General features: G+C 68.1%; 7 protein-coding genes and 1 tRNA gene. 5 read left to right on the forward strand and 3 right to left on the reverse strand.

The window, feature by feature from the left end; translation table 11 throughout:
* Positions 1-88 precede the first annotated feature (88 nt).
* From H7K45_RS16255 to H7K45_RS16275, 5 genes are all read left to right on the forward strand, one after another.
* Complete coding sequence (locus tag H7K45_RS16255) at positions 89-1111, forward strand: YlbL family protein (protein WP_263997043.1); 1023 nt, start codon at positions 89-91, stop codon at positions 1109-1111.
* Between the two features lie 74 nt (positions 1112-1185).
* Complete coding sequence (locus tag H7K45_RS16260) at positions 1186-4194, forward strand: UPF0182 family protein (RefSeq protein WP_263996821.1); 3009 nt, start codon at positions 1186-1188, stop codon at positions 4192-4194.
* An 18-nt stretch (positions 4195-4212) separates the two neighbouring features.
* A complete protein-coding gene (locus H7K45_RS16265; protein ID WP_263996822.1) occupies positions 4213-7665 on the forward strand; it encodes an ATP-binding protein in 3453 nt (1150 codons plus the stop codon).
* Between the two features lie 96 nt (positions 7666-7761).
* Positions 7762-9120 carry an FAD-binding oxidoreductase gene (locus H7K45_RS16270; RefSeq protein WP_263996823.1) on the forward strand — a complete coding sequence of 453 codons (1359 nt, stop codon included), beginning with the start codon at positions 7762-7764 and terminating at the stop codon, positions 9118-9120.
* 51 nt (positions 9121-9171) lie between these two features.
* Positions 9172-9245, forward strand: a tRNA-Met gene (locus H7K45_RS16275).
* 665 nt (positions 9246-9910) lie between these two features.
* On the opposite strand, the gene H7K45_RS16280 is transcribed toward H7K45_RS16275, so the two are convergent.
* The 3 genes from H7K45_RS16280 to H7K45_RS16290 form a co-directional block, all read right to left on the reverse strand.
* Positions 9911-10090, reverse strand: coding sequence for a hypothetical protein (locus tag H7K45_RS16280; RefSeq protein WP_263996824.1), 180 nt, complete (start codon positions 10088-10090; stop codon positions 9911-9913).
* Between the two features lie 229 nt (positions 10091-10319).
* Positions 10320-11210, reverse strand: coding sequence for an alpha/beta hydrolase fold domain-containing protein (locus tag H7K45_RS16285; RefSeq protein ID WP_263996825.1), 891 nt, complete (start codon positions 11208-11210; stop codon positions 10320-10322).
* A gap of 36 nt (positions 11211-11246) precedes the next feature.
* Positions 11247-12917 (reverse strand): FAD-binding dehydrogenase, encoded by a 1671-nt coding sequence (locus tag H7K45_RS16290; protein WP_263996826.1) that lies wholly within the window; start codon positions 12915-12917, stop codon positions 11247-11249.
* Positions 12918-12943 lie beyond the last annotated feature (26 nt).

Genomic DNA, 12943 nt, shown 5'->3' on the forward strand with positions numbered 1-12943 from the left:
CACCGGATGCCGCCGGCGGGGGGTCGCGGTCACGCCGAGAGTGAACGGGTCGAGACCGACCCCTACTGTGGGCACCGTGATGGGTGGTTTGAACCGGCGCATGATGACGCTGGTGGTGGCGTTGGTGCCGATCGTCGCCTTCGGTCTGCTGCTGTCGGCGGTGCAGGTGCCGTTCGTGGGCTTGGGTCCCGGCCCGACCTTCAACACCCTCGGCGAGGTCGAAGGCAAGGAGGTCGTCGACATCAAGGGCACCGAGGTGAAACCCACCTCGGGAAACTTGAACATGACGACGGTCAGCCAGAGCGACGGCCTCACGCTGGGCCAGGCGCTGCGGCTGTGGATGTCGGGCACCGAACAACTGGTGCCCCGCGACCTGGTCTACCCGCCGGACAAGAGCAAGGACGACATCGACAAGGAGAACACCAGCGACTTCAAGCGGTCCGAGGACAGCGCGGAATACGCCGCCCTTGGCTATCTGAAGTACCCGCGGGCGGTCACCGTGCAGAGCGTCACGGACCCCGGCCCGTCGGTGGGCAAGCTGCAGGACGGCGACGCCATCGACATGGTGAACGACAAGCCGGTGGCCAACCTCGAGCAGTTCACCGCCATCCTCAAGACCACCAAACCGGGTGACCAGCTGGTGGTCGACTACCGCCGCAAGGGTGGCGACATCGGCACCGCGACGATCATGCTCGGCAAGAACGACGATCGTGACTACGGCTTCCTCGGTGTCGGCGTGGCCGAGGCGCCGTGGGCACCCTTCACCATCGACTTCAACCTCGCCAACATCGGCGGCCCCTCGGCCGGGCTGATGTTCAGCCTGGCCGTCGTCGACAAGCTGACCACCGGTGACCTCAACGACGGGAAGTTCGTCGCGGGCACCGGCACCATCAGCGTCGACGGCAAGGTGGGCCCCATCGGCGGGATCACCCACAAGATCTATGCGGCCAAGGAGGCCGGGGCGACGGTGTTCCTGGTGCCGTCGGAGAACTGCGACGAGGCCAACACCGCCCACGAAGACGGTCTGCAGCTGATCAAGGTGGACGACCTGACCGGCGCGATCGACGCTTTGAAGACCTATTCGGCTGGCGGCGAAGCGCCGCATTGCTGAGAGATCGCTTTGGTGTGAATGCGTAGAGTTATGGCACGCCGAACCGCGGCGTGATGACCGACTGGAGTTGACGAGTGGGGATGCGGCCTGCGGCGCGAATGCCGAAGCTGACTCGACGTAGCCGGATTCTGATCGGGTTCGCCCTTGCGGTGGTGTTACTGCTGCTGATCGGCCCGCGCCTGGTCGACACGTACGTCGACTGGCTGTGGTTCGGCGAGTTGGGCTACCGGTCGGTGTTCACCACCACGTTGGTGACCCGGCTGATCGTCTTCCTGGTGACGGCGCTGCTCATCGGCGGTGTGGTGTTCGCCGGCATGGCGCTGGCCTATCGCAACCGCCCGGTCTTCGTGCCCACCGTGGGACCCAACGACCCGGTGGCCCGGTACCGCACGTCGGTGATGGCGCGGCTGCGCCTGTTCGGCATCGGTCTGCCTATGTTCATCGGGTTGCTCGCCGGACTGGTCGGACAGACCTACTGGGTTCAGGTGCAGTTGTTCCTGCACGGCGGCGACTTCGGCGTCACCGATCCGCAGTTCGGCATGGACCTCGGCTTCTACGCCTTCGATCTGCCCTTCTACCGGCTGGTACTGAACTTCCTCTTCGTCGCCACGTTCCTGGCGCTGGTGGCGAACCTGCTTGGGCACTACCTGTTTGGCGGCATCAGGCTGGCCGGGCGGACCGGTGCGCTGAGCCGTTCGGCGCGGGTGCAACTGGTCACCCTGGTGGGCACCCTGGTGCTGCTGAAGGCATTCGCGTACTGGCTCGACCGCTACGAGCTGCTCAGCCACACCCGTGGCGGCAAGCCGTTCACCGGCGCCGGTTACACCGACATCAACGCGGTACTGCCCGCCAAGCTGATCCTGTTGGCGATCGCGGTCATCTGTGCGATCGCGGTGTTCTCCGCCGTCGTGCTGCGCGATCTGCGGATCCCCGCCATCGGTGTGGTGCTGTTGCTGCTGAGCTCGCTGATCGTCGGTGCGGGGTGGCCACTGATCGTCGAGCAGTTCAGCGTCAAACCCAATGCCGCGCAGAAGGAGAGCGAGTACATCGCTCGCAGCATCACCGCGACCCGGCAGGCCTACGGGCTGACCGACCAGAACGTCACCTACCGCGACTACAGCGGTGACGCCGCGACCACCGCGCAGCAGGTGGCTTCGGACCGGGCGACGACGTCGAACATCCGACTGCTGGACCCGACCATCGTCAGCCCGGCCTTCACGCAGTTTCAGCAGGGCAAGAACTTCTACTCCTTCCCCGACCAGCTCTCCATCGACCGCTATGACTCCAACGGCAACCTGCGGGACTACGTCGTCGCGGCCCGCGAGCTCAACCCCGACCGGTTGATCGAGAACCAGCGCGACTGGATCAACCGCCACACCGTCTACACCCACGGCAACGGTTTCATCGCCTCCCCGGCCAACACCGTCCGCGGCGTGGCCAACGACCCGAACCAGAACGGCGGCTACCCGGAGTTCCTGGCGAGCGTCGTCGGTGCCAACGGCAGCGTCGTATCACCAGGGCCCGCCCCGCTGGATCAGCCGCGCATCTACTACGGCCCCGTCATCGCCGACACCGCCGAGGACTACGCGATCGTCGGCCGCAACGGCACCGACCGCGAGTACGACTACGAGACCAACACCGACACGAAGAACTACACCTACGCCGGCAGTGGTGGTGTGCCGGTCGGCAACTGGTTCGCGCGCAGCGTGTTCGCCGCAAAGTACGCCGAGCGAAACTTCTTGTTCTCCAACGTAATCGGTGAGAACAGCAAGATCCTGTTCAACCGGGACCCGGCGCAGCGCGTCGAGGCGGTGGCGCCGTGGCTGACCACCGACACCAGTGTCTACCCGGCCATCGTCAACAAGCGGATGGTGTGGATCGTCGACGGGTACACCACCCTCGACAACTACCCGTACTCGGAGCTGACGTCGCTGTCCTCGGCGACCGCCGACTCCAACGAGGTGGCGCTGAACCGGTTGGCCCTCGACAAGCAGGTGTCCTACATCCGCAACTCAGTCAAGGCCACCGTCGACGCCTACGACGGCACCGTCACGCTGTATGCGCAGGACGAGTCCGACCCCGTGCTCAAGGCGTGGGAGGCGGTGTTCCCCGGCACGGTGAAGCCCAAGTCCGACATCTCGCCGGAACTGCAGCAGCACCTGCGCTACCCGGAGGACCTCTTCAAGGTGCAGCGGGCACTGCTGGCGAAGTACCACGTCAACGATCCGGTGACGTTCTTCTCGACGTCGGACTTCTGGGACGTGCCGCTCGACCCGAACCCGACGGCCAGCAGCTTCCAACCGCCGTACTACATCGTGGCCAAGGACATTGCCTCCAACGACAATTCGGCGTCGTTCCAATTGACCAGCGCGATGAACAGGTTCCGCCGAGACTTCCTGGCGGCCTACATCAGCGCGAGTTCGGATCCGTCGACGTACGGCAAGATCACGGTGCTGACCATCCCCGGTCAGGTCAACGGTCCGAAGCTGGCGTTCAACGCGATCAGCACCGACACCGCGGTCAGCCAGGACCTCGGCGTCATCGGCCGCGACAACCAGAACCGCATTCGGTGGGGCAATCTGCTGACGTTGCCGGTGGCCCAGGGCGGCTTGCTCTACGTTGCGCCGGTGTACGCCTCGCCGGGCGCCAGTGACGCGGCGTCGTCGTACCCCCGCTTGATTCGCGTGGCGATGATGTACAACGACAAGGTCGGCTACGGCCCCACGGTCAGCGACGCCCTCGACGAATTGTTCGGCGCGGGTGCGGGTGCCACGGCGACCGGGCCCGCTCCGACGCTGCTGCCCAACGGTCAGGCGCCTGCCCCGGCGGCGAACCCGCAGCCCGGTCAGCCGCCGGCCCAGCCACCGGCGAATCAGCAGGCCCAGGCCCCCGAGGTACCCACCCCGGTGGCGATCCCCGGCGGACCGACGCAGTTGTCGGCGGCGAAGGCCGCTGCGCTCCAAGGGGTCCAGACGGCTCTGGACGCCATGCAGACCGCGCAGCAGAGTGGCAACTTCGCCGAGTACGGTCAGGCGCTGCAGAATCTGGACGACGCCATGGCCAAGTATCGCGAGGCGAAGTAGTCCCCTAGATTTGCTCCGGTGCGGTATCGGTTGCTCGGGCCACTGGAGGTGGTGCGCGCCGATTCCGGGGAACGGGTAGACGTCGGGCCCGCCAAGCAGCGCGCCGTGCTGGCCATGCTGTTGCTGGCCCGGGGTCGCGTCGTCTCGGTCGACCGGCTGACCGACGCGGTGTGGGGCGACGACGTCCCGGGCAGCGCGACGGCCAGTCTGCAGGCGTACGTGTCGAACTTGCGTCGAGCCCTTCGCGGCGGGGCGGACGGTGTGGACGCGCCCCGGGTTGCCGGGGCGTCGCCGATCGTCCGGCAGTCACCGGGTTACTACCTCGCCGTCGACCCGGATGCCGTGGACCTGACGGTCTTCGCCTCGGCGGTGCACGGTGCCGCGGCGGCGGTGGAGGCCCACGACTGGACCGTGGCGCTCGAGCAGTCCGAGGTGGCCCTGTCGTCGTGGCGCGGCCCCTTTCTAGAGGACCTCCGGGATCAGCCGTGGGTCGCGGCGGAGGCGTCGGCGGCCGAGGAGATGCGCCGCGACTGTCTCGACTACCGCATCACCGCGCTGTTGGCGTTGGGACGGGTGCCCTTGGCGCTGGCGGCTGCGGCGCAGCTGAGCGCGGCGGATCCGTTGTCGGACCGGGCCTGCTGGCTGCACGTCGTGTCGCTGTATCGGGCCGGCCGCACCTCGGAGGCGTTGGAGGCCTTCGTCCGTCACGCCCGGGTGCTCGACGACGAGCTCGGGTTGCAGCCCGGCCCGGAGTTGCGGGAGCTGCAGACCGCCGTCCTGCGTCAGGCGCCGGAACTGGCCGCCTGGCCGCGCGAGCCCGGGTGGACCGGCGCCGCGGAGGTGGCCACGCCGACCATGACGGTGCCGTCGTCGGTCGACGCCGATGAGCTGCCGCGGCCAGGCGTGATGGTCGGGCGACGACGCGAGTTGGCCACGGCCACGGCGCTTCTCGGTACCGTGTCCCGCGGTGCGACCGGCTGGCTGGTGGTGTCCGGGCCGCCGGGGATCGGCAAGACTCGATTGGCCGAGGAGGTGGCGCACCAGGTCGGCGAGGACGGCGGACGCGTCGTGTGGATCAGCTGCCCCGACGAGTCTGCGACGCCGCCGTGGTGGCCGATGCGGCAGCTGGTGCGGGTGCTGGGCGCCGACGCCGACGAGGTGCTGCGCGTGCCGGAGCACGCTGACCCGGACACGGCGAGATTCCATGTCTACGAACGTGTTCAAGGCTTGCTCGAGTCGGTGCCGGACGTGCGGGCCGTCGTCGTCGACGACGTGCAGTGGGCGGATTCGGCATCGACGAGTTGTCTTTCCTACGTGGCCAGTTCGCTGCGCGAGCATCCCGTCGCCTTCGTGCTGACCGTCCGCGACGGCGACCACACGCCGGAGTTGCAGCGGCTACTGGGCACGATCGCCCGCGGTGCCCACAACCGCCACGTCGAGGTCCCCGCGCTGACGTCGCAGGACGTGGCGGTCTTGGCGACTCAGATCGCCGACGAGGCCGTCTCCGCGGACGAAGCGGCAACGCTGGCCGAGCGCACCGGCGGCAACCCGTTCTTCGTGTGCGAATACGCCCGGCTGCCGCGAGACGAGCGCCACGGCAACGAGATTCCCGTCGCGGTGAAGTCGGTGCTGGACAGGCGCTTCGCCGGTTTGGACCCCGCCGTGCTGGAGATGCTGCGCACCGCGGCGGTCGTGGGTGACGACGTCGACGTGACCGTGCTGGCCAAGTCGACCCGCCTCGACCTCGACTCCCTTGCCGACTACCTCGACGAGGCGGCCGACGAACGCATCGTGGTGCCGTCGCACACCGGCGACGGGTACGCCTTCGCCCACGGGTTGCTGCGCGACCGGCTGATCGACGGCATGCCGCCCCTGCACCGGCGGCGGTTGCATGCCCGGGTCGCCGAGGTGCTGGCCGACGGGGTCGGGGCCGACGCGTTGACGCGCCGCGCTTCGCACTTGGTGGCGGCCCAACCGCTGGTGGAACCCGGCGTGGTGGTCGAGGCCTGTCGGCGGGCGGCCGAGGACGCGACCGAGCGGTGGAGTTCCGACATCGCCGCGACGTGGTGGCAGGCGGCGTTGGACGCCTTCGACCGCCTGCCCGCAGCGGCGCGCGACGAGTCGGAGCGTGACGCGCTGGTCGTGGCAATGTTGGAGGCCCATTCACGGGCCGGCAGAGGACGATTGGTGCTGACGACGGTGCAGCGGTACCTCACCGAAGCGCTGCGGGTGGGGCGGACGACGACGGCGGGATTGGTGGCCAGCGCACTGCTGCGCGCGAGCGGGGCGTGGCCGTGGCTCGCGCCGGGAGAGGATCCCGGCGGCCTGCTCTCGGCGCTGGAGGAGGCGGCGAAGGTGGCCGACCGCGACGCCGGTGCGGGGGCGCGCATCCTGGCTGCGCTGGCGGTCGGGCACTACTACGACCCGAATCCGGAAGTGCCTGCGGCGCATCTAGATCAGGCCGAGCGTCTCGCGCGCGCGACCGGCGACCCGGACGTTCTCGCCGACGTGCTGACGGGCCGGTTGATCACCTACTCCGGGGTGTCGACCGTCAGCGACGAGATCCTCCGCTGGTCCGACGAACTGAACGCGTTGGAGCACAGTCGATCTCGAGAGGACTGGGTCATCTCGAACTCGGTGTGCACGATGGCCGAGATGAATTTGGCCGACGTGGACGCCGTGGCTCGTCGGCTCGCGGTGGGCATCGAGGGCAGTGAGGCGCTCGTGCTGCCGGTGTCACGCGTCCAGTTGCGGTGGATGGAGGCGGTCCTGGCGATCTGGCGCGGCGACTTCGCCGAAGCCGATCGTCATCACCGCACCGCCACCCACGTCCACGAGCAGACCGAACTGTACGGAGCGGGAAGCGGTTTGATGGCCGAGATCTCGCTGTTGCGGGAGACGGGCGGGCCCGTCGACCCGGAGTGGCTCACGTTGGTGGCCACCCCGGAGACCGGCGGGCAGAGGATGGCGGACTTGGTACGGGCCGCCCTGTTGTCCATCGCCGACGGTCCGGAGGTGGCCGACGCCGCGGACGCCGCGTTGGCGGGTTGGCTTGCCACTCGGGCGCGGACGCACGTGTGGACCACCCTGGGCCACCTCGTGCTGCTCGCCCACCTCGCCGCCGACCAAGGCCTGAGCCGCTACGTGCAACCGCTGCAGGACGAGCTCGCGCCCTTCGGCGACCGCATCGCGGTGCTCGGACACATCGGCGTGGTGGGTCCGGTCGCGCTGGCGACGGCGCGGCTGCACCTCCTCGCCGGCGATCGCGAGCGGGCGCGGGTCGACCTGACGCGGGCTCGCAGCATCGCCGAGCGCACCGGCGGCGCGCCGACGTTGGTGAGGTGCACGCTGGTCGCGGCCGAACTGTGCGACGGCGACCCGCAGCGGCGCGAGCTGGCGACCCAGGCGGCCACCGAGGCACGTCGCCTGGGGATGCGCAGGGTCGAGGCCGCCGCGCTCGCGCTGGCGTGACGCCGTTGGTCGGTTCTTGGTTTGCGCGTCCAAGAATTGTCCAAGCACCCTGGTCGATCCTTTCGGCGAACGTCACGACCGCTGAAAGGACCACCGATGAACTCCCTGACCATGACCGAGAACGACGGCATGGAGCAATTGCGCAGCTATGTCAGCGCCCCCGTGGCGCTGCCCGGAGAGCGCGTCTACGACCGCGCGACGCCCTGGAACGTGGCCGTGCCCGTCCGGCCCGGTGCCGTCGTGCTGGCGGCCACGGCCGGCCACGTCGCCGAGGTGATGCGCTTTGCAGGCGCCCGGGGGCTGAGGGTGGCGGTGCAGGCGACCGGTCACGGGGCCGTGCCCGTCGGCGCCGACACGGTGCTGGTGTCGACCGCGGGCCTGTCGGAGTGCGTAGTGGACCCGGTCGCGCGGACGGCGCGGGTGGGCGCAGGCGTCCGGTGGCAGACGGTCTTGGACGCGGCGACTCCCCACGGTCTGGCGCCGCTGTGTGGATCCGCACCCGCGGTGGGCGTGGTGGGGTTCCTGACCGGTGGCGGTGTCGGCCCTCTGGTGCGCACCGTGGGGTTGTCCGCCGACTACGTCCGGGCGGTGGAGCTGGTGACGGGAGCCGGCGAGATCCTGCGGGTCACGCCCGAGGAGCACGCCGAGCTGTTCTGGGGCGTGCGAGGCGGCAAGTCGATGTTGGGCGTCGTCACCGCCGTCGAGATCGACCTGCTGCCGATCGCCGAATTCTACGGTGGCGCAGTGTTCTTCGACGGTTCACACGCCGCCCGGGTGCTGGGGGAGTGGCAGCGGTGGACGGCCGATCTGCCCGAGACCGTGAACACGTCCATCTGCATTCAGCAGCTGCCGCCGCTGCCCGGCATTCCGGAGCCGCTGGCCGGCCGGATGACCGTTGCGGTGCGTTACACCGCGGTGGGCGACCACGCGGAGGCGCAGCGCCTGCTACAGCCGATCCGCGACGCCGCCCCGGTGCTGATCGACGCCGTCGGGGTGATGCCGTACGCGGCGATCGGTGCAGTGCACGCCGATCCGGTGGATCCGATGCCCTGTCACGAGGGCCACGCCCTGCTGAGTGAGCTGCGTGCCGAGACGGTCGAGGCCATCCTCGCGGCGTGCGGGCCGGGGTCGGGGTCACCGCAGACGCTCGTCGAACTGCGGCTCCTCGGTGGCGCGTTGGCGCGCGAGCCGCGGCACCGCAGCGCGTTCTGCCACCGCAACGCCGCCTACGGGCTGTCGGTGATCGGCGTACTGGCCCCGCCGGTCGCCGAGGCGGTCCCCGGCCACGCGGCGAACGTGGTGGCTGCGGTGGCGCCGTGGTCGACCGGCGGGCAGATGCCGAACTTCGCGGCGTCGGACGATCCGGGCCGTCCCGGACGCTGCTACGACGAGGACGCGTTGCACTGGTTGAGGGCGCTCGCCCGACGCTACGATCCGGCGTCCGTAATGCGCTGACCATACGATTTGGAGGTATGGGGGCTGCTCGGTAACCTTGTGTTCACCCGTCGCGGGGTGGAGCAGCTCGGTAGCTCGCTGGGCTCATAACCCAGAGGTCGCAGGTTCGAATCCTGTCCCCGCTACTAGGCAGAACGGCCCCCGGAGATCTCTCCGGGGGCCGTTTTCATGCAAATGGGAACCTTTTTGGGAACATTAGCTTCGCTATCGTTTTACGGGAAGTGGAGCCGGGGCTTGGATGCATGGCGTCGCTAGGACCCAGCGACGTCTCGATGGTCACCGGGCAACACGGACGCTCGGGTCTGCGTGCGCGGCCAGGTAATCCATCGCCTCGGCCAGCGCGGTGGTAAGCAGCGCGCGCCCGGGACGCCAACATTGCCTACCTATACGAACGCAGCACCGAACAGGAGTACGGCCCGGCCGGCACCGAAGGCCCGCACGTCCTGCAGCGTGGCACCAGTCAGCAGGCCGGCCGCCTCGCGCGCGCCATCATCACGACCCACGACGACGTCCCCGTCACCGCCCACCACATCGCCGCCCACACACCCAACCCCCTGCTTCCAGAGCGGGTGTCAGATCTTCTCGACCGACGGCGCTCCGCAGTCCAGGACCGGCAGACCGCCTACGACGAGTGGCAGCGGGCCGTCGGCAGATGGCGTGCGTCGATGGCGCAGGCTTACGGGCGGGAGCAGTCCCGCACCGCCAGTCGGAGTCGAGACCTTGGCCGCGACAGCGGAATCGAGTTCTGACGGTGGCTGGAACCGGGTTGCGTTGACGCGCCCGAGCGCCCTCAGAGGACGACGGGCTGGGCCGTGGCGACCCAATCTCCTTCGTGCAGCAGCTTGACGCAGTCGTCACCATCGAGGATGGCCAGCACCATATCGAATCCATGATTGCGGGCGTACTCCACCGCAGTGCCGGTTTCGAGCACGATGTCCCCGGAGGACCTGTGCAGCAACAAGATTGCCATCACCTGACACTAGCGCCGACCGTCCGGTGCCACTGCACCTCTTCTGGGAGGTTCGTCGGGTATCTCTAAGTCTGCTGATGACGGATGGCAGCGCGTCGCGTAAATCTCAGAACTAAAGCTTTGCGACGGTCTCACCGAGACAGGTCGCGTTTCGCAACGGTCTACTGGGTTTGGCTGATGGCGACTATGGGTGATGCATGGTGGCGTTCGTCGCGGATGTCTGTCCTGATCAGGAGATTTGGGCGGCCACGTTGCCGACGAGCTCACGGCGTGCGGCGCGGCCTTCTGGGGTCGGGAGTAACGGGTAGACGTGAATGGCAGCGGGTTCCTCGTGGTAGGTGAGAGTGCCGGAAGGTAGGGCGTCGCGGAGTTTTCGGCAGTCCGGCATGAGGATGTCGTCGGTGCCGATGTACAGATCGACGGGCGGTAGGCCGTGAAGGTCTCCGAAGATCGGGCTGACTCGGGGGTCGTCGAGGGACAGGTCGGCTGCCCAGCGACGTCCGCATAGGCGGGCACCGTCGCGGGCTAGCCAGGGGTCGCGAGGTGCGACGGTGTCGATGTCGGGGTTGCGTAGCGCGATGTCGAGCCATGGTGAGATGAGCGTCAGGCCACTGAGCGGTGGGCCACCGTTGACCAGCCAGGTGATGGCTGAGGCCAATGCCAGACCCCCGCCGGAGGAGTCGCCGATGAGGTAGGCCGGGCCGTCGGCGCTGACGTCGCCGAGAACGGACTGCATCAGTGCGCTTGCTTCGGCTGCGTGGTGGTCGGGGGCTAGGCCGTAGATCGGCACAGTCACGGTAGTTTCGGCGGCGTCGGCGAGGTCGGCGATCAGCCTCCAATGTTCGTGTTGCAGTTCACTGACGTATGCGCCGCCATGTACGTAGATGATCCCGCCGGTGGACGAGGATGACCGGGACACAGTACGTTTCGGTCGTACGGTGTAGACGTCGAAGCCGTCGACGACTCGTCGGGCCACGTCATGGTGGCGTGGCAGCCACTTCGGTGGGTTCGACGTCTCCTTGGGCCGCGCCAGGAAGGCCTCGGCTGCCTTCTCGCTCGTGAGGCGGGGGCGGCGAGTGGCGCGGGCATAGATTCTGACCAGATCCATCTGCCAGGACATGTCTGGGTCTCCTCGACTGAATCGGTGGAAGGCGGGTTAGAGCGTGGCTGCGACGGCGCGGCCCGCGGTGCGGCCGGAGAAGATGCAGCCGCCCAGGAAGGTGCCTTCCAGCGCGTTGTAGCCGTGCACTCCGCCGCCGCCGAACCCGGCGACCTCACCGGCGGCGTAGAGGCCGTCGATGGGCTGCCCACCGGCATCGAGCGCGCGTGATGACAGGTCGGTTTGGATGCCGCCCAATGTCTTTCGTGTCAGGATGTGCATCTTAACTCCGATCAGTGGCCCGGCATCGGGGTCAAGAATGCGGTGCGGAGCTGCGCACCGTGCGATCCGATCGCCGAGGAAGCGTCGTGAGTTGCGGATGCCTTGCACCTGGGCGTCCTTTGAGAAGGGGTTCGCCATCTGGAGGTCGCGGGATTCGATCTGGCCGCGGATGGCGGCGGGGTTCAGTAGTGGCTCATCGGTGAGCATGTTCATCCGGGCGACGAGGTCTTCGAGGTTGGTCGATACCACGAAGTCGGCGCCGTGCTCCTTGAATGCCTCCACCGGCCCGGGTGCCCCCTTGCCTATGACGCGCTCCTTGAGGAGGGCTTTCTTGTCGTTGTTGGTTATGTCGGGATTCTGTTCGGAGCCCGACAGGGCGAACTCCTTGCCGATCATCTTCTGGGTGAGGATGAACCAGGAGTGGTCGTATTGCTCGATGTCGGGGGTGGTGCGCAGGTACTTGAGGGTGCCGCGGGTGTCGTAGCCGGGCAGGAACGGGGCCGGTAGCCGCCGTCCGAGCGCGTCGAACCACATCGACGACGGGCCGGGCAGGACGCGGATGGCGTGCTTGGGCCAGATCGGATTCCAGTTCTGGATGCCCTCGGTGTAGTGCCACATGCGGTCACTGTTGACCAGTCGCACCCCGGCGGCCTCGGCGATGCCCAGCATGCGACCGTCGACGTGGGCGGGCACCCCGGTGATCATCGACCTGGGTGCGGTTCCCATGGCCTTGGGCCAGTTCCGTCGCACGATGTCGTGGTTGCTGCCGATGCCGCCAGTGGTGATGATGACCGCCTGTGCAGTGAGTTCGAACTCGCCGACCGCGTCTCGGTTGGACGGCGCACCACGGACGGCGTCGTCGGGTGCCAGCACGGTGCCGCGCACCCCGGTGGCGGTGCCGTCGGTGATGACCAACTCGTCGACCTGATGGCGGTGATGGAACTGCACCAGTCCGCGCTTTTCGGCGGCCAGGGCCGAATCGACGAAGGGTCCGACCACGCCGGTGCCGGTGCCCCAGGCGACGTGGAAGCGGGGCACGGAGTTGCCGTGGCCGTTGGAACGCAGGTCCCCGCGCTCAGCCCATCCGACCGTCGGCAGGAACGAGATGCCATGGCTGGTCAGGTAGTCGCGCTTGTCCCCGGCGGCGAACTCCACGTAGGCCCGCGCCCACTTGGCGGCCCAGTAGTCCTGGTCGTCGAGGCGGTCGAAGTTGGCGCTGCCCTGCCAATCGTTCCACGCAAGCTCGAAGGAGTCCTTCACCCCGGAGTGGCGTTGCTCGGGGCTATCGATCAGGAACATGCCACCAAAGGACCAGAACGCCTGACCGCCGAGGTTGGCCCGGTTCTCCTGGTCGACGATCATCACCTTCTTTCCCCGACTGGTCAGCTCGTGGGTGGCGACCAGTCCGGCTAAGCCTGCGCCAACGACGATGACGTCTACGTCCATCGGTGATACTCCTTGAAGAGTTGAAT

It is taken from the genome of Mycobacterium yunnanensis (genome assembly GCF_025823185.1).
GTDB classification, from domain to species: domain Bacteria; phylum Actinomycetota; class Actinomycetes; order Mycobacteriales; family Mycobacteriaceae; genus Mycobacterium; species Mycobacterium yunnanensis.

Bases quoted from the DNA above. Each gene is read 5' to 3' on its own strand.
- H7K45_RS16270 (WP_263996823.1), top strand. From the start codon at position 7,762: ATGAACTCCCTGACCATGACCGAGAACGACGGCATGGAGCAATTGCGC.
- H7K45_RS16285 (WP_263996825.1), bottom strand. From the start codon at position 11,210: ATGTCCTGGCAGATGGATCTGGTCAGAATCTATGCCCGCGCCACTCGC.
- H7K45_RS16290 (WP_263996826.1), bottom strand. From the start codon at position 12,917: ATGGACGTAGACGTCATCGTCGTTGGCGCAGGCTTAGCCGGACTGGTC.
- H7K45_RS16280 (WP_263996824.1), bottom strand. From the start codon at position 10,090: ATGGCAATCTTGTTGCTGCACAGGTCCTCCGGGGACATCGTGCTCGAA.